Source organism: Dyadobacter ginsengisoli DSM 21015, assembly GCF_059568735.1.
The window spans coordinates 1-20,075 of record NZ_JCANTY010000003.1; the positions used below are offsets into that span (position 1 = coordinate 1).

The 20,075-nt window shown below is 48.3% G+C and carries 18 protein-coding genes; 8 read left to right on the plus strand and 10 right to left on the minus strand.

All coding sequences use genetic code 11. The annotated features are described in order from the left end of the window. Window positions 1-21 precede the first annotated feature (21 nt). From BP71_RS10915 to BP71_RS10950, 8 genes are all read right to left on the minus strand, one after another. Window positions 22-2,997, minus strand: coding sequence for a glycosyltransferase family 117 protein (locus BP71_RS10915; protein WP_496379037.1), 2,976 nt, complete (start codon window positions 2,995-2,997; stop codon window positions 22-24). Between the two features lie 198 nt (window positions 2,998-3,195). Then, on the minus strand, window positions 3,196-4,515 hold the full coding sequence (locus tag BP71_RS10920; RefSeq protein WP_496379039.1) for an ABC transporter permease: 1,320 nt from the start codon (window positions 4,513-4,515) through the stop codon (window positions 3,196-3,198). 39 nt (window positions 4,516-4,554) lie between these two features. Continuing rightward, a complete protein-coding gene (locus BP71_RS10925) occupies window positions 4,555-5,469 on the minus strand; it encodes an ABC transporter ATP-binding protein (protein WP_496379041.1) in 915 nt (304 codons plus the stop codon). A gap of 153 nt (window positions 5,470-5,622) precedes the next feature. Beyond that, window positions 5,623-6,057: a hypothetical protein gene (locus BP71_RS10930; RefSeq protein WP_496379043.1), complete on the minus strand. Its 435-nt coding sequence runs from the start codon at window positions 6,055-6,057 to the stop codon at window positions 5,623-5,625. Between the two features lie 145 nt (window positions 6,058-6,202). Beyond that, complete coding sequence (locus BP71_RS10935) at window positions 6,203-6,607, minus strand: hypothetical protein (RefSeq protein WP_496379045.1); 405 nt, start codon at window positions 6,605-6,607, stop codon at window positions 6,203-6,205. 115 nt (window positions 6,608-6,722) lie between these two features. Then, entirely contained in the window at window positions 6,723-7,949 is a 1,227-nt protein-coding gene (locus BP71_RS10940; RefSeq protein WP_496379046.1) for an alanine dehydrogenase, read from the minus strand. 47 nt (window positions 7,950-7,996) lie between these two features. Then, complete coding sequence (tsaE, locus tag BP71_RS10945; protein ID WP_496379048.1) at window positions 7,997-8,428, minus strand: tRNA (adenosine(37)-N6)-threonylcarbamoyltransferase complex ATPase subunit type 1 TsaE; 432 nt, start codon at window positions 8,426-8,428, stop codon at window positions 7,997-7,999. Window positions 8,429-8,558: 130 nt separating this feature from the next. Beyond that, on the minus strand, window positions 8,559-9,845 hold the full coding sequence (locus tag BP71_RS10950; RefSeq protein ID WP_496379050.1) for a Gfo/Idh/MocA family protein: 1,287 nt from the start codon (window positions 9,843-9,845) through the stop codon (window positions 8,559-8,561). Window positions 9,846-9,960: 115 nt separating this feature from the next. On the opposite strand from BP71_RS10950, the gene BP71_RS10955 reads away from it, so the two are divergent. From BP71_RS10955 to BP71_RS10970, 4 genes are all read left to right on the plus strand, one after another. Beyond that, window positions 9,961-11,895, plus strand: a complete 1,935-nt coding sequence (locus BP71_RS10955) for a heparinase II/III domain-containing protein (protein WP_496379052.1) — start codon at window positions 9,961-9,963, stop codon at window positions 11,893-11,895. Window positions 11,896-11,903: 8 nt separating this feature from the next. Beyond that, window positions 11,904-12,851 (plus strand): sugar phosphate isomerase/epimerase family protein, encoded by a 948-nt coding sequence (locus tag BP71_RS10960; RefSeq protein WP_496379054.1) that lies wholly within the window; start codon window positions 11,904-11,906, stop codon window positions 12,849-12,851. A 22-nt stretch (window positions 12,852-12,873) separates the two neighbouring features. Beyond that, the gene (locus tag BP71_RS10965; protein WP_496379056.1) at window positions 12,874-14,973 is read left to right on the plus strand and encodes an outer membrane protein assembly factor BamB family protein; all 2,100 of its coding nucleotides are present in this window, start codon (window positions 12,874-12,876) and stop codon (window positions 14,971-14,973) included. A gap of 313 nt (window positions 14,974-15,286) precedes the next feature. Continuing rightward, entirely contained in the window at window positions 15,287-16,321 is a 1,035-nt protein-coding gene (locus tag BP71_RS10970; protein WP_496379058.1) for a Gfo/Idh/MocA family oxidoreductase, read from the plus strand. A 71-nt stretch (window positions 16,322-16,392) separates the two neighbouring features. On the opposite strand, the gene BP71_RS10975 is transcribed toward BP71_RS10970, so the two are convergent. Then, a complete protein-coding gene (locus BP71_RS10975) occupies window positions 16,393-16,758 on the minus strand; it encodes a T9SS type A sorting domain-containing protein (protein WP_496379060.1) in 366 nt (121 codons plus the stop codon). A gap of 473 nt (window positions 16,759-17,231) precedes the next feature. Between BP71_RS10975 and BP71_RS10980 the strand changes: the two genes are divergently transcribed. The 4 genes from BP71_RS10980 to BP71_RS10995 all read left to right on the plus strand — a co-directional run bounded on the left by BP71_RS10980 (window position 17,232) and on the right by BP71_RS10995 (window position 19,004). Then, window positions 17,232-17,780 carry an RNA polymerase sigma factor gene (locus tag BP71_RS10980; RefSeq protein WP_496379062.1) on the plus strand — a complete coding sequence of 183 codons (549 nt, stop codon included), beginning with the start codon at window positions 17,232-17,234 and terminating at the stop codon, window positions 17,778-17,780. A 12-nt stretch (window positions 17,781-17,792) separates the two neighbouring features. Next, complete coding sequence (locus BP71_RS10985; RefSeq protein ID WP_496379064.1) at window positions 17,793-18,173, plus strand: hypothetical protein; 381 nt, start codon at window positions 17,793-17,795, stop codon at window positions 18,171-18,173. A gap of 133 nt (window positions 18,174-18,306) precedes the next feature. After that, the gene (locus BP71_RS10990) at window positions 18,307-18,567 is read left to right on the plus strand and encodes a hypothetical protein (RefSeq protein ID WP_496379066.1); all 261 of its coding nucleotides are present in this window, start codon (window positions 18,307-18,309) and stop codon (window positions 18,565-18,567) included. Between the two features lie 32 nt (window positions 18,568-18,599). Then, on the plus strand, window positions 18,600-19,004 hold the full coding sequence (locus tag BP71_RS10995) for an Hsp20/alpha crystallin family protein (RefSeq protein WP_496379068.1): 405 nt from the start codon (window positions 18,600-18,602) through the stop codon (window positions 19,002-19,004). Window positions 19,005-19,161: 157 nt separating this feature from the next. On the opposite strand, the gene BP71_RS11000 is transcribed toward BP71_RS10995, so the two are convergent. Continuing rightward, on the minus strand, window positions 19,162-20,061 hold the full coding sequence (locus BP71_RS11000) for a T9SS type B sorting domain-containing protein (RefSeq protein ID WP_496379070.1): 900 nt from the start codon (window positions 20,059-20,061) through the stop codon (window positions 19,162-19,164). Between the last annotated feature and the right edge of the window lie 14 nt (window positions 20,062-20,075).

The window sequence follows — 20,075 nt, forward strand, 5'->3', positions numbered from 1 at the left end:
TTTGTTGACAGAAATACTATTTTATTGCTGCCCGCCGTACATATTGAACGCCGCCATATGTTTCTGGAATATGGCTTCATATTTCTTGGCAGCAGCCTCTTGCTTGGCTTCGCGGCATTCCTGAACGATCACTTGCATGGTGTACAGATAAACGCTCGTATCGCGGCGTCTGGTAGTACCATTATCCTTCGCCCAGCTCAATACCTCGTCAGCACGGGTCGCCATGGTCTCGGCAATTTCCAATGCTTTTTTGGTTTCCCCCAGGTCAAACAACGGCCCGATAAAATTAGCCGAGAACTGGTCGTAGGGGATGCTCTTATCCGGCATGGTACTCAGCGAACGCTCAATGGCCTTCTTAGCCTCGTCCTTTCGACCATCCGCAATCAGCTGGCCTGTCAGACGCAGGAATGCGATGCGCGCTGTTGCAACCGGTGAACCCAGGTAGGTATTGTCGTAATAGGTATTCGGATTGTCCAGGTCGCGCCAAAACATTTTGGTCATCATGTTGTTGTACATCACATCCACGTTCACATAGCCATCACTTGCTCCCGGCACTTTAACAGGCAACAAACGGTAGGCATAGCCTTCCAGTTGCATGTATTCTTTGAGATTCAGATAGCTGGAACCTCCGAGTGTCGACGAAAAGTAAATGGGGCGTTGCCAGTCATTAGTTGCGATAATATCCAGCATGATCAGATCCGATTTATACAAATCACCTTTTCCAATCGTCCAGCTGATCGAATCGCTCACAAACGGAATCAGATCGCTTTTGATGATATTCATTTTTTTCACCGCTTCCGCATTTACAGGCAGGAACAGTACCGACGATGGCAGGATGGACGTCATATCGCCGCTCGTCAACGGAACCTGGATCGCCTTGTTTTCCTGCTTCACCAGGCCAAGATACTCTTTGAGGTTGATCCCCGCTTTTACACTCGGAATTTCGTAGAATGGAACAATGTCGTTCTTTCCGAATGCATAATTATTCTTATCCAATGAAATGGGCAAAGCCTCCGATTTGTAGGTAGGGCGCTTCATCTGATCGATATACCAGTCGGTACCCAGGAGGCTGAGGTTACACACACGCACATCTGTACGGAAGCCCTCTACTTCCTGAACGTACCACAATGGGAAGGTATCGTTATCACCACCTGTGAAAAGGATCGCATTCGGCGCACAGGAATTGAGTAGGTTTTTCGCAAAATCAACCGAATGATAGCGATGGTCCCTGTTATGGTTATCCCATCCTTTGGCTCCCATCATAACCGGTACGACCAATCCCAATGCAGTTGCCACACCGGCTCGGGCCGTTCCGCTTTTCACGAATTTGCTGATGGCATCCGCGATCGCAATGACACCATAACCGATCCAGATACAGAAAATATAGAACGAACCCACATAAATATAATCCCGCTCACGAGGCTCCGTCGGTGGTGAGTTGAGATAAACAACAAGCGCCACACCGGTGAGGACAAACAGGAAACCCAGAACGAGCAGGTCCCGCTTCTGGCGGAAATACATCATGACCAGACCAAACAACCCGAGCAGGAACGGCAGCATGAAATAGTTGTCATGTGCCTTGTTGTTAGCAATCGGCTCCGGATATTTTTTAGAAATATCCCAGGGAAGCATGTTACCAGCCCCCTCCTCATCGCTTTCCCGACCCACAAAGTTCCAAAGGAAATAGCGCCAGTACATATGTCCGATCTGGTAGGAGAACATAAACGACAGGTTATGTCCCATTGTCGGCCTCTGACTTTCGGCAAGACCAGTCAACTGCTGGTACAACTGGGGGTGTCCCGATTGCGTGCTGTACATACGAGGCAACAGCATATTGGCACCTGGTTCATACTCATACTCCGGACGGTAATCGTAAATCACATACTTTCCGTCCTGCTTACGATACATCGGCGCTCCGCGCTTCTGGCTTACCGGGCGGGATACAAACGACGGGCCGTACAGCAATGGCCGACTGCCATATTGCTCACGTTTGAGGTAAGAAACAAAGCTCAATACGTCATTCGGGTTGTTTTCATTGATCGGCGGGTTGTATTCTGCGCGAACCAATACCATCAGGTAACTCGCATATCCGATCAAAACAAATGCCAGCGAAAGCAGTCCGGTGTTCAGCAACACGTTTCCTTTCTTTTGCGAATACCGGATACCCCATATCAACGCACCGATGAAGAGAACGATGAAGAAAATCACGCCGGATTTATAAGGCAATCCCAAAGTGTTCACAAAAAATATCTCAAACTTACCTGCAATGCTCGGCAGCCCCGGGATGATGCCCGAGTTGATAATTCCAAGCACTACCAAACCTCCTATGAATGCGATAATCCCTCCAAAAACATTGATTTTCTGGTATTTCTTAAAATAATAAACCAGTGCAAGTGCCGGGATAGTCACCAGGTTCAGCAAGTGGACACCGATCGAAAGCCCAACCAGGTAGGCTATCAGGATAAGCCAGCGGTTTTCAGCAGCCGGATCCTGGATGCGCTCCCATTTGAAAACCGCCCAGATGACAATCGCCGTAAAGAAAGACGACATCCCGTAAACTTCCGCTTCCACTGCTGAAAACCAGAATGAATCAGACCAGGTGTAAGCAAGAGCACCTACCAGGCCAGCACCCATCAACAGGATGTTATCAGCCGAAGTAAGTTCTTCATCGCTCTTGGCGATCAGCTTGCGGACCAGCAAAGTGATAGTCCAGAACAGAAAAAGAATGGTAAATGCGCTGCTCAGCACGGATACCATGTTGATCCAGTAAGCTACGCTGGAAAGATCACCAAATGAAAAAAGAGAAAAAAGCCTGCCGATCAAAAGGAAAAACGGCGCACCTGGCGGGTGAGGCACCTGTAACTTGAACGCACAGGCGATAAATTCGCCGCAATCCCAGAAACTGGCGGTGCGCTCGACTGTCAGGGCATATGTGATGAATGCAATAGCAAAAACAATCCAACCCGTAAGGTTGTTAATACGGTTGAAACGGGTCATCTGAAAGACGGTAAATTTGAAAAAGTTATATGCACAATGGGCAAAGATGGCGGCTCTTTTTGAGCAGTTCTATCAATGATCGGCCAAAATTAGCAAAATTACCACAAGGGCAAGGGTTTTCGAATCTTAAAAAACGTTAAAGTCGGCCCGCCGGCTGTTGGTGGTCAGATATCCATAGCCGATAGCTGGCAGTCGAAGTCACTTATAAAATATCCATTTGGCCAACTCCTTGTAGGACACCTTTTTGCCGTACATAAGAATACCTACACGATAGATCCTGGCCGCGATCCAGGTAGTACCGATAAAGCCGAGCACCAGCAACACCATCGACAATGCTATTTCCCAGGCCGGCACCCCGAATGGAACGCGGACCATCATAATAATGGGTGAAGTGAAGGGGATAATCGATGTCCAGAATGCAAGCGTACCGTCCGGATCACGCAACACGAACTGCGCAAAAACAAACGAGAAAATAATGGGCAGGGTAATAGGGAGCATAAACTGCTGGGTGTCCGCGTCATTGTCCACCGCCGCTCCCACCGCACCGAACAATGCACTATACAAAAGATATCCTCCAAGGTAGTAGAACAAAAAGCAACCCACGATGAGCGGAATATTCAGGCTCGACACCGCACCCAATACTTCGGCCACGGGGTTATCTACGTTTCCGCCTGGCATGCCCTGGTTCGGCATCTGCACCTTATTCATTTCCTGCGCCATCTTTGCCGGATCTTTGGCCATTTTGCTCCCCAATACTGCCGAAGTAGCACTGGTCAGCGCGGTAGTCAGCAAAATCCAGAGCACAAATTGTGTGAGACCTACCAATGCCACGCCGATAATTTTTCCCAGCATTAATTGAAAAGGCTTCACCGATGAAATGATCACCTCTACAATCCGGCTGGTTTTTTCTTCTGTAATGCCCCGCATAACCTGCGTTCCATAGATGAAAACCGACATGTAGATCAGGAATGCGCAAATACCGCCAATGACCGTAGCTGCACCCGAACTGCTCGTTTTTTCACCTTCCTCACTCAGACTGATCGTCTCTGAATTGATATTCACCCGCGAATCTTCGAGGATCTTATGGGTAATTCCCGCTTGTTCCAGCTTGATATCCTCGATCTGTTTCTCGATAACCTTTTCGATCTCCGATTTCAGGTCCATACTCACATTTTTATCTGAATAGATGCGCACGCCCTTGGGGTGGTCGATCACATTAGCAGGAATATAGACCAATGCGTTAGCATCGCTCTTCTTGAAACTGACTTTTGCCGAGTCCAGACTGGTATCGATATAGCTGAATTTCAGTGCTTCGGAATCCTTGAATTCCTTTTTGAATAAACCACTCTCATCGAGTACTTGCACCGCCTTGGTGTCCACCGAACCCAATGCCACCCAAATCACAGTTGCATAGAATCCCACAAATAAAAGAGGGCCCAGCACTGTCATAATCAGAAATGATTTTTTCTTAACTCTGACTAGGTATTCCCTTTGGATAACCAGAAATATATTTCGCATAAGATTTTGATTAATAAGAGGAAACGGGAATAGCGCGCGTCACGCTTCCGGCACTTCATTCACTGCCTTCATAAAAATATCACTCATACTCGGGATGTTCTCCCCGAATGCCCGGACCTCAACCTTCGATAACAAATTGAGTAATAACGCATTGGAAGTAGCATCACCGTCCAGATGAATACTGGACCGGAAATAACCGTCTTCCAGCTCTTTTTGATCCAGTACCTGGTAAATACTGTCGAGCTCGTCGAGATAACCTTTATATTCTACAAAATAGGTGTGTGTCTTGAACTGCTCCTTGATCTGCCGTTTCGGGCCATCGAGTACCTTTCTGGATTTGTGTATCAGGGCAATATGATCGCAGAGTTCCTCCACCGTTTCCATTCGGTGGGTCGAGAATATAATAGTACAGCCTTTTTGTTTCAGTTCAAGGATTTCGTCGCGGATGAGATTCGCATTGATAGGATCAAAACCGGAGAATGGTTCATCGAGGATGATCAGGTCGGGCTCGTGCAGCACCGTGGAAACGAACTGGACCTTCTGCTGCATCCCCTTCGAGAGGTCAGCTATGGTTTTATCCCACCAGGTTTTGATATCAAATTTAATAAACCAGGTTTTGAGTCTTTCCATGGCCTCCTGTTTCGAAAGGCCTTTGAGCTGCGCCAGATACAGCAGTTGCTCCCCCACTTTCATTTTTTTATACAACCCCCGCTCTTCCGGCAGGTAACCGATCCGCGAAATGTGGTTTGGGTTGAGGGGCACCCCATCGAAGAATATCTCACCGCTATCCGGCCCTGTGATCTGGTTGATAATGCGGATCAAAGAAGTTTTGCCGGCTCCATTCGGCCCCAGCAAACCAAAAATACAGCCTTTGGGAATAGAAATACTTACGTTGTCCAAAGCAATATGATTGGAATATTCCTTCGTTACGTTCCTTACCTCAATGATGTTCATACAATTCAAAACGGTATATACGCGTCAAATATGCGAAGTATTTGTCAAGGCGATTGTCACCACAGGTACAAAAGTCTCTTTTGACTGACAAAAGGCAAAAATAAAAAGCGGACGGATAACCCGCCCGCTTTGGTCGAAAGACGCGATTAATATTTAAGCGTATTTTTCTCTGATCTGGAACAGCACCCAGAAACCCACAAGTCCGCCGATAACGAAACCGAAAATACTGAGCTGAATGAGGTTACTCACGAGCCCGATCAGCAGGGCGTAGTACAACAGGTTCCAACCAGCCCTTTTCCGTGCTTTGAGGGGAGAAAATGCCAGGAGATACATGACGAGCGTTACAATACCCAATGCGATACCCACGTAGAAGTTAAAACCTATCCCAACCGAAGCTGCGCCCATTCCGAACACCGCCCCTCCGACGCCAAAGGCAGTCAGCAAACCGAGGATGCCGAGGACCGACAGCACGAGGATAAAGTAAGGGCCGTACTGCACCAGGAATTCCTTCACGCTGTCGGAGAAGGGAGGGAATTTTTGGAGGAAGATCGGTTCCAGTTCTTTTTCAAGAGGTAGTTTAGATTCCATAAAACGGGGATTTATTTGAGCTGAATTTCAATTAATTAATTTCTAAAACTAAAACAAAATTCAGGAACCCGGCCCCCACAACCTAGTAACCGTTCCAACTGTTTATTTAGCGGCCTCCGGTGCGTTTTCCTCCAACATCCGCTGGCTAATCCTCCGGATAAGGTACGAATACAAATCCGGAAAATTCGCCTATCAATGCAAACAGACAGCAATATTCGTCCGCATTCTTATAGTTTTCAGTGAAAAGCAGCACCGACTCTTCTCCGATCAGCTTCCGGTCCACAAATTCCTGCAGATACGACGCCTTATACACGTAAAGGTTTGTCAGCTCATGGGAATCAATCAGCAGCGCACCCAGGTCCATACTGTTGTTAGTGACGGCAAAAATAGGGTACTCCGAAAACCCGCGCTTGCGGATCTGATAGGAAGCTTCTTTGAGCTGGTCGGCTACCTTAATAAAATCCTGTGATATATTGCCCATCAGTTTCTGATTCAGATCCGGCGAATTTGCATCGTCCATCAGGGCATTTTCATTGCTATTATTGATCATATTTTTACTTCGGATGTGGCCTTTTATTTACTTCGGCTGTCGGCTACTGGCAGTCGGCTTTGCGTTTGATGTTGATAACCCTGACATAAAATCGATGGCCGACAGCCGATTGCTACTACATTCTCGCCGCCAGCAACAATGTCAGGTCTTTATAACGCATATTGAAACTTCTTGCGATATGCGAATTGGTGAGCGTGCCTTTATGGCAATACACTCCTTTCATAAACCACCGATTGGCATAAATCATTTCCTCGATACCTCCAATTGTGCCGGTTTGTAACAAAAAAGGCAGAAAAACATTGCTGAGCGCAGTGCTCGCCGTATGCGCCACCCGTGAAGGAATGTTGGGGACACAGTAATGGATGACATCATTGTACTTGAATATCGGGTTTTTGTGGGTCGTCATCCGGGATGTTTCAAAAGATCCGCCCTGATCGATGCTTACATCGATGATCACCGATCCGGGTTTCATCTGAGAAACCATGTCACGTGTCACGACCATGGGGCTAAGTCCGTTCTCTGCACGCATCGTGCCGATCACCACGTCGGCCCGCCCAATGGCTTCTGCAAGTGTTTCGGAATCGATGATCGACGTGTATAAATTTTGACCAATGGAATATTTAAGTCTCTGCAGGCGGTAAATGTGCTTATCAAAAACCTTCACATCTGCTCCCACGCTCAGCGCAGCGCGTGTGGCGTATTCAGCAACTGTACCCGCGCCCAGGATCACGATCTTGGTAGGCGGGACACCCGTGATGCCTCCCAGGATAATGCCGCGACCGCCATTGGGCGTGGAAAGGTATTCAGCGGCAATGAGCAGCACCGTACTCCCGGCGATCTCACCCATTGCCCGGATGATCGGCTTTCCCCCTACTTTATCTTCAATCAGCTCATAACCGATGCCGGTGATTTTCATCTCGTTGAGCTTTTCAAAATAACTTTTTTCCAGCGCAGGCAGGTTCAATGCCGAAATCAGCGTCGTTCCGGCCTTCACAAAACCAAACTCTTCTTCTACCAGCGGCTCCACTTTCAGTATGACATTGGCCTGGTAAACCTCCTTAGGGCTGTGAACGATTTTAGCACCCGCTTCGCTGTACTCATGATCCGACAGGTTCGCCCCTTTGCCAGCATCCTTTTCCACCCATACTTCATGACCGTTCCTGACCAGTATCGCTACCGCATCCGGCGTAAGCGCTATCCGGCTCTCCTGCAGTGAAACTTCCCTGGGCAAACCAATATGCAATGAATTCTGGTCCTTCCTGACAGCCATCAGTGATTCCTGCGGATACAGCACCGACTGTTTGGCAAGCTCTTCAAAACCGGTAATCTGAGGTTGTGCCATTGAATAGCAAAATGAAAGTGAAACTGTTACTGACTAATTAAGACCTCTTATACCTTGGTGACTTCCAATATTCTCATGCCACTTTCATCCGCGACGAGATGCAACTGCATATAATGCGGTGGCCAGAGGTTCTCAATCTTCCCGGGCCATTCTACAAAACAGAAATCCCCTGAATCGAGATATTCCTCGACACCCATGTCGAGCGCTTCCGTTTCGTCCTTAATTCGGTAAAAATCAAAATGATAGATAGTTTTTCCACCTGCGTCATACTCGTTAACCAGGGAAAAAGTGGGGCTTTGAACGTGAGTCGTAACCCCTAGATGCTTGCACAATGCCGTAATCAGCGTTGTCTTTCCGGCGCCCATTGCCCCTTCAAACAGCCATACGGGGGTGTCCGCACCAAGCCTTAGGAGTGCCTCGGAAACACTTCCAAGCTCGTCGAGTTCTTTAAAATGAATGGTGGTGGGCTGTGCAATCATGTTACAAAAATACACAATTTGGAAAACCCGTGACAATTTTATGCCCCAGACACCCCCTTCCGACAGAAATAAAAAGCCGGGATCTACTGTCGCATCTCCCGGCTTTGTTCATGATCAGGCTTGTGGGCCGTCAGACCTTCCACTCTTTACGCATGGATCTCCCCAGCAGCTTATCTGCCTCTTTGTCTCCCACAAATAATTCTTTAACAGGATCCCACCGGAGCGAACGTTGCAACCGGTACGCAATGTTTCCAACATTACAAACCGAAGCCGTGCGATGCCCTGTTTCCACGTCACAAATCGGCGGCTTCCTGGTTTTAATGGCATTCAGGAAATCCTTATAGTGGTTATCACTAACATATACATCCGAACTTCCGTCGGCAAACGCCTTGTCCTTTAATGTCTCCGGAGTTGTTTTTAGCTCGCCCCTCGCCACAAAAACTTCTCCTTCCGAACCTACGAAGTGGCAATGTTGCTTGCCTTCCATAGGCCTGTGGATCAACTCCACGCCGTTGGCATATTTATAAACAAGCCCCTTACCAGGTTCTGAATAGACGAGCTCGACCGGCCCGCTGGCGTCCATATTCAGGCCCCATTGCGCTATGTCGAACATATGTGCGCCCCAATCGGTCATCCCGCCACCGCCAAACTCGGCATAATCCCTCCATTTGGGCCAGAAAGTTGCATCCATTGCAGGAGCTAGCTCATTGTTATAAGGCCTTTCGGTCGTGTTAGGCCCCATCCAGAAATCCCAGTTCAAGCCATCCGGCTTCACCTCGCTTTGCAGATCCCATTCTTTCGGCGGCCCGCCCACGTTCACATATACTTGTTTAACCGTACCGATCGCACCGCTTCTGACCAGCTGGACTGCTTTGGTAAACTCCTTCGCAGAGCGCTGCATGCTTCCCGTCTGAAACACCCGGTTGTGCTTCCTCGCCGCATTCACCATCGCCCTTCCTTCCCGGACTGTCAGCGATAGCGGCTTCTCACAATAAATGTCCTTCCCGGCTTCAGCAGCACGAACTGCCATCGCAGCATGCCAGTGATCAGGCGCCGCGATCACTACCGCATCGATGTCTTTTCTCGAAAGCAAATCCCGGAAATCATTGATACCGACGGCAGCCTTATATTCACCCTGTTCCAGCTTCTCAGCATACCATTTATTGGTCGCGTTCACAAACATATCCAACTTGACGCCATAAACATCCGACGCGGCCACAATGCGCGTCTCACGCGTATCCAGGAAGCGGTTACGCAATCCGCCGCTCTGTCGGCCGCAACCAATGAAACCCATTGTAACCATGTCACTCGGAGCCGTATGGCCTCTCCCCAGGACATGTCTGGGCACGATCATGAATGATGACACTACCGCTCCTGCTTTAAGGAAATCACGGCGGCTCAAACGCTCAGTAGTCATATTTTTTCGAGAAATTATCCTGATTGAATTTAAATTAAAGCCCGAAGCCAGTGATTCTACTGGATATTGGAGTCTTATATTGCAATCGCATTTAACTTCCTAAACCACAGCCTTTATGATCAAAACAGTACTGACACTTGTCATAGCCGCCTCCCTGTCGGTCAGCGCACAAGTCACTCAGCGTAACATTCTTTCCAAAAAGTACAGTCAGAGCACGTTGCGAGAGGCCCTTGTCAACCGGGAGAGCTGGAAACCGTATCCCCAAACGCCCGAAGAATGGCGGAGTAAAACCGATCCTGCCCACCTCAGCGCTATCATCAAAGCCGGGGAGGAAGCGCTGGAAAAACCCATCGCTCCCATTTCAGCGAGCCTGCTGCTCGAATACGTACGGAGCGGTGACCGGGAGAAACACGGTACGGCATCTTATGGCCGGCGCAACCAGTTAATGAACCTGGTGTTAGCCGAGTCGGTTGAAGGCAAAGGCCGGTTCGCAGAAGCCATTATGAATTCAGTGTGGGCCATTTGTGAAGAAACTTACTGGGGCGTGCCGGCTCATCTCGGTGTTCAGAAAGCGAAAAATGGCCTTCCCGACGCGGAAGATCCCACTGTCGACCTATTTGGGGCGGAAACCGCAGCGGTACTCGCGTTAACGGATTACCTGGTGGGGGAAAAACTGGACAAACTTTCGCCGCTGATCCGCCCGCGAATGTATTTTGAAACCAATAAAAAAATCTTCGAGCCGCTCAAACAGAGCAATCGTTACGGCTGGCTAAGTAAAACTAATCCGGTTAATAACTGGAATCCCTGGATCGTATCCAATCTCCTCATCGCCGATCTCCTGCTCGAAAGAGACAACGTAAAGCGAATCGATCACGCATTTGAGTACATGGTATTTCTGGATTCGTATTTCAACAGCCTCGGCGAGGATGGTGGCTGCGATGAAGGACCCAGCTATTGGTTTGCTGCCGGCGCAAGTGCCTACGATGCACTGGCTATTCTGGAAAGTGCCACAAACGGCAAAATCAATGTGTATGACGATCCATTGATCAAAAAAATGGCCGCATACGTCTACAAGGTACATATTGCCAATGACTATTTCGTCAATTTCGCCGACGCCGACCCGAAGCTCAGGCCCGATGGTGCCATGCTTTATCGCTTCGGCAAAGCAGTTGGCGATCCGGAGCTCGTTGCATTTGGCGAGTGGGCATTCGGGAAATTCGGCCCGGTGGTGGGCGGTAACGGTTATCAAAGGCCCCGAAAGATCTGGAACCTCCTGACCATCCGTGAAATAGACCACGTCCAACCCGAAACTTTCAAGCCGGTCTCTTATGCATGGCTGTCCGATATCGAAGTGCTCACCGGACGTTCCGGGAACGGGCTTTATCTGGCCACGCACGCCGGCCACAATGCCGAAAGCCACAACCACAACGATGTAGGCGATCTCATCGTGTATGCCGACGGCGAGCCGGTAATTGTCGATGCGGGCAGAGGAAACTATACCGCCCGGACATTTTCCTCCAAGCGGTATGAGTTGTGGTTTACGCAGTCGAAATACCATAACCTACCTATTGTCAATGGCTTCGGACAACCCGCAGGAAAGAATTTCAATGCTCGGAATGTTAAAAGCACCACCAACGATAAGGAGGTTTCGCTCGCAATGAACATTGCTCCGGCCTTCGCCCCGGAAGCCGGCGTCGAATCATGGGATCGCCTGGTGAAGCTCGACAAAGTCAAAAACAATATCGAACTGGCTGATAGCTACCTGCTCAAACAGAAACCGGATACGATCCAACAAATCTTCATGACCGTTTGTGATGTCAGCACGGACATCCCGGGAAAAATCACTTTCACAACAGCCGGTAAAAAAAAGGTCTTGCTCACTTATGATCCTAAGATCTGGACTGTCACAATCGAATTACCATCCACCGAAGGAATGGAATACAGCAGTTTCAAAACCAAATGGGACGGTCATCCCGTTCGCAGGATCATTCTCACCAGCAAGAAATTGCAGGCAAAAGGGAAACATAATTTTATCATCTCAAAATCTTAATGCAGTCCATGAACTTATCCAGAAGAGATTTCCTCATTAACAGCACGCTGGCAGCGGGCATCATTCCTGCTTTACAGAAAGAAACGCTCGGCAGCCCCGTCGCTGGCGCGGCGGAAAACCTGAAAGTCAACATATTCTCAAAGCATCTTCAGTTCCTCAATTACCAGGACATGGCGGAAGTGGCCAAGGAACTCGGATTTGATGGTATCGACCTGACAGTACGTCCCAAAGGTCATGTGCTCCCGGAAAAAGTGGAAACAGACCTGCCGCTGGCCGTGGAAGCGATGAAAAAAGTAGGGATCAATCCGCTGATGTTCTGCACGGCGGTGGAAGATGCCTCCAACCCGGTCGACAAAAAATTACTCGAAACCGCGGCGAAACTGGGGTTCAAGTACTATCGCATGAATTGGTACCGCTACAATGAGCAGCGCGCCATCCCTGAACAACTCAATGAATTCGGTGGAAAAATGGCCGGACTGGGCCAGCTGAATGATAAATTGGGCATTCATGGCTGCTATCAGAACCATTCAGGCAGAATGGTTGGCGCATCGATGTTCGAAATATGGCAGATACTGCAAAAAGCCAATCCCAGAACAATGGGTGCCCAATACGATATCCGCCACGCCACTGTCGAAGGAGGACTCTCGTGGCAAACCGGCCTCAACCTCATCCGTCCCCATATCAAGACGATTGTCATCAAGGATTTCATGTGGGCTCAGAACAATGGGAAATGGGGAGTCAAAAGCGTGCCGCTTGGGGAAGGAATGGTTGATTTCAAAACCTATTTCAAACTGCTGAAAGAGCATAAGGTAGATGTCCCCATTTGCCTGCACCTCGAATATCCGCTCGGAGGGGCTGATCAGGGCGCCTTCCAGATTACCGTCGACAAAAAGGTAGTCTTCGATGCCATGAAACGGGACCTGCAAAAACTGAAAGAGCTATGGGCAGAAGCCTGAACCATTTTCTCACTTGTGTTCCATGAAACCTGCCCCAATCCTCCTTTCCGCCTCCATCGCCATGCTGAGCAGCTTCATAATCGGCACAAATCCGGGGAATGCAGACTGGCCGGAATACAATGGTGACGGCTCCAGAAGCCATTATTCGCCGCTGAAACAGATCACCGCGGCTAATGTAAGTCAGCTCAAAGTGGCGTGGACTTATGCTTCCGGCGGGGCCGATACGTTACGGAACCGGACGCAGATGCAATGCAACCCGATCATAATCGAAGGTGTGCTCTATGGCGTTTCGGCGGGCACGCAAGCTTTTGCCATCGATGCTGGAAGCGGTCGTGAGCTATGGAAAACGGATATTGCCGATAACGGAGGCACAACAAGCCGGGGCGTTACCTACTGGTCCGACGATCGGGATAAGCGCATTTTCTTCGGTGCCGGGAAATGGATCTATGCATTGGATGCTGGTACCGGAAAACCGGTGCAGGCCTTTGGCGAAGACGGAAGGATCAACCTAAAAAATGGTATCGAGCGGCCAGGTTCAGATGACTACGTTACACCCAATACTCCCAATACGGTTTACAAGAACCTGCTGATCACCGGAGCACGTGTCAACGAATCGGAAACTGCATTGCTCGGAGATATCCGTGCATTTGATGTGCATTCCGGGAAATTGGTCTGGACGTTCCACACGATCCCGGCCAAGGGAGAATATGGAGCAGAAACCTGGCCGGGCGATGCCCGGCAAAATTTCGGGGGAGCCAATGCGTGGGCCGGGATGGCCATTGACCGTGAACGTGGGATCGTGTACATTCCCACAGGTTCGGCGGCCTATGATTTCTATGGCGGGAATCGGCCCGGCAACAATCTTTTTGCCAATTGCCTGATAGCGCTCGATGCAGCCACGGGAAAGCGTCTGTGGCATTATCAGCTCGTTCACCATGATATCTGGGACCGCGATCCGCCCTGCCCGCCTAACCTCGTTACGGTCTTGCAAAAGGGCAAACGGATCGACGCCGTGGTTCAGGTAACCAAGCAAGGTTATGTTTTCGTTTTCGACCGGGTTACAGGAAAACCATTGTTTCCCATCAAGGAAACTGCATTTAATTTTCCAGCCATTGATGGGGAAAAAGTAAGTACGACCCAGCCTATTCCAACACTACCGGTACCTTTCACGAGGCAGCAGTTTACGGCGAATGATTTCAGCTCATTCGTCGCAGATCGTGATTCTCTCACCCGTGTTCTCGCGAACGCGCGTACCGGCAGCGCGTACATACCCATTACGGCTCGTATGACGGTCTTCTATCCCGGAACGGACGGCGGAGCTCAGTGGGGAGGAGCCGCAGCAGATCCGGGCGGTATTATGTATGTTCCCGCCAAAGAAATCCCTGTTTATACCTCCCTGGTAAAAAAACAGGTACCTCAAAATACAAAAGGCGTCACCGGCGCACAGCTCTATCAGATCAACTGTGCGGCTTGCCACGGAGCAGACAAAATGGGGAACCACGACGGCTCCTATCCTTCCCTCGCCAATCTCGAAAAACGACTCACTACGACTCAGATTCAAACAATTCTGCAAAATGGACGGGGAATGATGCCTTCTTTTACCCATATCTCCGAGACGGAAAGAAAATCGATTGTTTCTTATCTGACCAATAAGGAAACCGGAGAGAGTATTTCGGTAGATAACCGTAGTAGTCAGGTGCCCTACCAGCACACGGGATACAATCGCTGGTATGACCGCAATGGATACCCCGTGAGTCAGCCACCCTGGGGTACCCTGACTGCCATTGACCTGAATACCGGGAAACGAAAATGGCAGGTGCCACTGGGTGAGTACAAAGAACTGACAGCAAAAGGCATCCGGCCGACCGGCACCGACAACTACGGAGGGCCTCTGGTCACCGCAGGTGGCGTGATATTCATTGCAGCGAGCCGTGATGAGCAGTTCCGGGCGCTGGATAAGGAAACAGGTAAGATTCTTTGGACTGCCGCATTGCCCGCGGCCGGGTATGCATCGGCGAGTACCTATTCGGTGAATGGCAAGCAATATGTCGTCATAGCCTGTGGCGGCGGTAAATTGAATACGAAGTCAGGAGATCAATTTGTGGCTTTTGCACTGCCGTGACAACCAGTCAGTTCCAGAGGATCGGAACCAGCTTATCTCTTTGCCCCACTCAGGTCTTTTGATCCTCAGTCCAACAACCTTTTTTCCTTAATAGATTTTCAACCCTATCCATCAGCTCAGCATTCTCCAGACCGACAATTTTCCTAATAATCTCTATTTTCTTTTCGTCCGTTGTCATGGCAAAAGCATTTCGTATTAGTCAAACATACTGTTATGACGGCAAAACGCCAATAATCAATCCTTAAACCAGTGATGGAAACCTTGCTGATTTTTCAACTAGGGTTACCTTTGCTTCAAAGCAAAATTTAAAACTATGCCTTCAAAAATTCTCAATGTCGGTTTAATCGGTTTCGGTTTATCGGGACGCTATTTTCATTCGCCATTCCTGAGCACTAACCCTGGATTTAAGATCAAAACGGTGGTCGAAAGGACCAAAAACGAGGCACAGGAGTTTGACCAGTCCATTGGCAATGCACGGTCGGTAGACGAATTGCTGGCCGATGAGGCAATCGACCTGGTTTTCGTATGTACCCCCAATGATACCCACTTCCAATATGCGATGGACGCTCTGGAAAACGGCAAACACGTCGTTATCGAAAAACCCTTTTCCGCTACCGCAGAAGAAGCCAGGCAACTGACCGAACTGGCAAAGAAAAAAGGGCTCGTGCTGACTGCTTATCAAAACCGCCGCTGGGATTCCGACTTCCTGACCATTCAAAAGCTTTTGGCAGAAGGCAAGCTCGGCGATGTGATCGAATATGAATGCCGGTACGACCGCTTCCGCGAAGCCACCAAAGGTTCTTGGAAAGAAAGAAGCGTTCCGGTCGGCGGCAATGTCTATAACCTCGGCCCGCACCTGATAGACCAGGCTCTGGTGCTGTTTGGCGAACCCGAAACTGTTACTGCCGATATCCGCATTGTAAGGCCCAACAGCGAAATCGATGATTATTTTGACATTCGCCTGGGCTATGCCGACAAACTGGTGATCGTCAAATCCAGTCTGATGGTTTACGAAAACCACCTGCGCTATGTCCTGCACGGTACGAAAGGTTCATTCATCAAAGGTGGACTCGATCCGCAGGAGGAAACTTTGCGCAAAAACATTCTCCCTTCCGAAAAACCATGGGGTGTGGAGCCGGAAGATCGCTGGGGAAAACTTTACAGCGAAGCATTTACCGGCATTATCAAAAGCGAGGCGGGCGATTATATGCCATTTTATCAGAACGTTTACGACGCGATCGTGGATGGCGCCGAGCTGGCTGTCAAACCCGAAGAAGTGTTGCGCACTTGTCGCGTTATCGATCTGGCGTTCAAGAGCAGTGAAGAGAAAAAGGTGCTGACTTACTGAATTAGCCCCTGTAAAAGCAAAGGCAGCCCGGAATCCCGGACTGCCTTTTTAATATCAAATCAATCAGGTTGTTATTTGATAACTGCTGTCACCTGACGTTTTGTTTCTGTGGAGATCACAAACGGCTTGGTAGAAATCTCGCTGCCATTGTTGATCACGAAGCTGTAATTTCCATCAGCCAGGTTCGACAGGTCGAAAATTTTCGAATAGTTTTCCGACTTAGGGATGGAGGTGCTGTAAACGATCGTTCCAGTGTAATCTTTGATCACCAAAGAAGATCTTTCTTTCACAGTTTCCAGAGAAAGTTTAAATTTCAGTTCGCCGGTCGAAACAAGCTCGATAGATGCATTGTTTTCTTTTGCCTTGTCAGCAGCGATTGTAAGATTTGCAGCAGATACTCCCACCAAAACTGCGATTGTCAAAATTGCCTTTTTCATTTTATTTGAATGTTTAATGTCTAATTCAATGTTTTCAATTGTACTTTTCTGGCATTTACTCATTCTCGCCTTCAAGTTTCCTCAAACCAGCTTTTCAGTTACGATCTCTGCTGTTTTGTTGATTCAAAGTTACCTAACATTGTCATTAAAAGTCAATAACCCCATTTCTGAACCGCAAAAGTTCTTTTTCTTGTGACGCATTAATATTGAAATAATTATATGTTTCTAGAAAAAGTACAGCAAGTCGTTTGAAATCTGCCAGTTAAATTAGAAAAGTACAATTAACAATTATTGCACTTTTCTAATAATTTTAACTAACATTACCTGCCTCCTGTTTTGCTACGAAGGCATTCATTAACACGAAGGCTCCTGATTTAGCGTGTCTTCGTGTAGGCTGTAACAAAAAATCGTTTCATGCTTAAAGTATTTTCAGAGCCTGCACGTCTGCCATTTCGTAACCGATTCCATTCTCCTTGTCTCAAAAAAAGCCAAATATCATTCAAACTGTCGCTTCCTATGGCAAGCAGTTACTTGGCTTTATCCGTCAACGGGTCAATTCCGACGAGGACGCGGAGGATATTCTGCAGGACGTCTGGTACCAGCTCAGCACCGTGCCCGAGATCGAGGCGATCGAACAGATGAGCAGCTGGCTTTACCGTGTGGCCCGTAACCGCATTATCGACAAGTATCGCAAACAGAAACCGGACTCACTCGAAGACTATGGTTATGAAGACGAAGACGGGGAGTTCCATTTCAAAGATATCCTGCTTGCCGACGACCGTACGCCTGAAACAGCTTACCTGAAAGAGCTGTTCTGGGAACAGCTTACGCTCGCATTGGAAGAACTACCCGAGAACCAGAGACAGGTTTTTATCTGGAACGAGCTGGAAGACCAAACCTTCCAGGAAATCGCCGACCGGACCGGAGAGAATATCAAAACTTTAATATCCCGCAAACGCTATGCCGTCCGCCACCTGCGCGGGCGACTGGAAAGCGTGTATCAGGAGTTTGTAAATTACTAAATTTGCCCGATCATGATGAACCCGCGAAACAGACCTCACAGACACAAGATAGCACTGCCTGTCTTTGTGATGATTGCCGCCCTATTGCTCGGCGCGGTTGTGCAATGGCTTTGGAATGCGATCCTGCCCGCTGTGGCAAACGTCAACCCGATCAGCTACTGGCAAGCAGTAGGTTTATTTGTTTTATGCAAGATCCTGTTCGGCAATTTCAGGAGGCCGGGACGTCCCGATCCCCGCGAAAAATGGCGTCGGTTCAGAAATAAATTTGGGCACGAGGATTTCGAACGTATCGCGGCGTGGAAAAGCAAATGGATGAAAATGACCGACGAAGAACGCACCCGCTTCCGGCAGGAAATGTGGAACAGACGTCGGAAACCTCCAGAAAACATGTAACACACCTCAAACCCGGTCCGAAAGCCGGGTTTTATTTTTGTTAGCATTTAAAGTAATTCCTGTCCTTCCGCGTCAGCATAGGTGTGCACGCATTCAGCTGTGCGATCATTCATCAAAACCGGATAAAACGACCATGTTCATTTCAATTTTCAAAATCGCAGCCGCCGGGGTTCTGGGGTTAATGCTTCTCCTCGCCATCCCCTTTCTGATATTTAAAGCATTTCTCTTCTTCCTGTTCCTGGGGCTCTTTTTCAGACTGATACGGGGGAGACGAACATACCGGAGATGGAGACATCATCATCCCTATTTTCCGGATTATCAAAACCGATACGATGGCTTTCACGAGCGCGAGGGCCTGTATGAGCGGTTTGAATATCATCCCAAACAAGTTTAACCACATTCATTAACTAAAAACCAATCAACATCATGTGTAATAACAGATTCGGACGTCGTGGCTTCGGAATGCGCCACGAGCATTATGCAAATCATTTCGGAGCTCAGCGCGATTTCAGGGTGCCGGTCAATATCGTCAAAAATGACGCCAGTTATGAAATGCTGGTATTTGCACCCGACCGCAGCAAAGATGACTTCAAGGTCAATGTAAGAGGCCACGAACTGACCATTTCTTACGAACTCAAAAACGATCAGGGCGAAAATCGCAATTGGATCCGGCATGAATTCAGCAAAACCTCATTCGAAAGGACGTTCATGATCGATGACAGCGTCGATACTGAAAACATCCGTGCTGAATACACCAACGGCATTCTGCAACTCACGCTTCCGATCATCCCCGGTTCCGAAAAACCGGCGCAGGAAATTGCGATAAGCTAGAAACTGCTGCACCTGCTGGTAACAAAGAAAGCCCCCACGTAACTGCGGGGGCTTTTCTGATTACAAACGCTTAACAAATACTGGTTTTAACTAACCAAAATCATTTATTTCTAATGTCGATAATCGCACGAGATGGACTACTCATGCTGTTACTAATCTATTTTATTAGTTCAAGCCACCCCTTATCGGTTCTTTTACCTCCACACCTATTGTACATTACTGTTGAATAATAATATTGACCAGCGGAATTACTTGATGCAGAACTATTAGGCCATAATATTAGACCTCCATTTAATAATGCCGGACTTACAGCACTAATTACCTTAGGGCCGTATACAATGGCACCCCACCGATTAAAAATGGTAACTTCAACTGACGACGCTTGCAGTGATCCAGTACCATGTGCCAAATCAAATAACTTAAAATCATCGTTGCTGCCGTCCCCATTGGGTGTAAAAACATTTGGGAACCAATATGAAAATGCTGAACAACCTGTTGATCCTGTACCACCAATCGGGTCACCTGTCGGATTATAACAATAAACTGCAGCGCTCCAATGGTCACTATTGGTAGCATTTGTCTGAGTTTCTACGGTTAATGTAAAACTTGAACTGGCAGATGTCTTGTAAAAATAGAGTGTACCGGTCGTCGCCGCATTAATAGACGCCCCCCAGGGACCGGTATAACTGGCTTGCCCCAGCCACCCACTAACATTTCCATAAATATCAGATGAAGCCGCGACAGTTGTGCCCGTTTCGTCTTTCACCGTAAATCTATTAGGAACGTCATCGACCGTGACCGTCAAACCAACAAGTCTTCCAACCGGCTCTGCGCTAACATCGATCGTATAACCGGTGTAAACGTGAAAATTGTTTGGAGTTGCCCAAAAGCCATCCATGTAAGCACCACACGCATAATTGCTGGCAATTTTTAAGGAGTTTTTAGTTCGATTACTTGACTGTGTTAATACAGTTTCAGGAGAATCAACATTTTTGTCACAAGCAATAATAAAAACTGTCTGGAGTAGAATAAGGAGAAAACGGCTTAAATTTTTCATGTTAGTTAGATTTA

Bases quoted from the DNA above. Each gene is read 5' to 3' on its own strand.
- BP71_RS10915 (WP_496379037.1), bottom strand. From the start codon at position 2,997: ATGACCCGTTTCAACCGTATTAACAACCTTACGGGTTGGATTGTTTTT.
- BP71_RS10920 (WP_496379039.1), bottom strand. From the start codon at position 4,515: ATGCGAAATATATTTCTGGTTATCCAAAGGGAATACCTAGTCAGAGTT.
- BP71_RS10925 (WP_496379041.1), bottom strand. From the start codon at position 5,469: ATGAACATCATTGAGGTAAGGAACGTAACGAAGGAATATTCCAATCAT.
- BP71_RS10930 (WP_496379043.1), bottom strand. From the start codon at position 6,057: ATGGAATCTAAACTACCTCTTGAAAAAGAACTGGAACCGATCTTCCTC.
- BP71_RS10935 (WP_496379045.1), bottom strand. From the start codon at position 6,607: ATGATCAATAATAGCAATGAAAATGCCCTGATGGACGATGCAAATTCG.
- BP71_RS10940 (WP_496379046.1), bottom strand. From the start codon at position 7,949: ATGGCACAACCTCAGATTACCGGTTTTGAAGAGCTTGCCAAACAGTCG.
- tsaE (WP_496379048.1), bottom strand. From the start codon at position 8,428: ATGATTGCACAGCCCACCACCATTCATTTTAAAGAACTCGACGAGCTT.
- BP71_RS10950 (WP_496379050.1), bottom strand. From the start codon at position 9,845: ATGACTACTGAGCGTTTGAGCCGCCGTGATTTCCTTAAAGCAGGAGCG.
- BP71_RS10955 (WP_496379052.1), top strand. From the start codon at position 9,961: ATGATCAAAACAGTACTGACACTTGTCATAGCCGCCTCCCTGTCGGTC.
- BP71_RS10960 (WP_496379054.1), top strand. From the start codon at position 11,904: ATGAACTTATCCAGAAGAGATTTCCTCATTAACAGCACGCTGGCAGCG.
- BP71_RS10965 (WP_496379056.1), top strand. From the start codon at position 12,874: ATGAAACCTGCCCCAATCCTCCTTTCCGCCTCCATCGCCATGCTGAGC.
- BP71_RS10970 (WP_496379058.1), top strand. From the start codon at position 15,287: ATGCCTTCAAAAATTCTCAATGTCGGTTTAATCGGTTTCGGTTTATCG.
- BP71_RS10975 (WP_496379060.1), bottom strand. From the start codon at position 16,758: ATGAAAAAGGCAATTTTGACAATCGCAGTTTTGGTGGGAGTATCTGCT.
- BP71_RS10985 (WP_496379064.1), top strand. From the start codon at position 17,793: ATGATGAACCCGCGAAACAGACCTCACAGACACAAGATAGCACTGCCT.
- BP71_RS10990 (WP_496379066.1), top strand. From the start codon at position 18,307: ATGTTCATTTCAATTTTCAAAATCGCAGCCGCCGGGGTTCTGGGGTTA.
- BP71_RS10995 (WP_496379068.1), top strand. From the start codon at position 18,600: ATGTGTAATAACAGATTCGGACGTCGTGGCTTCGGAATGCGCCACGAG.
- BP71_RS11000 (WP_496379070.1), bottom strand. From the start codon at position 20,061: ATGAAAAATTTAAGCCGTTTTCTCCTTATTCTACTCCAGACAGTTTTT.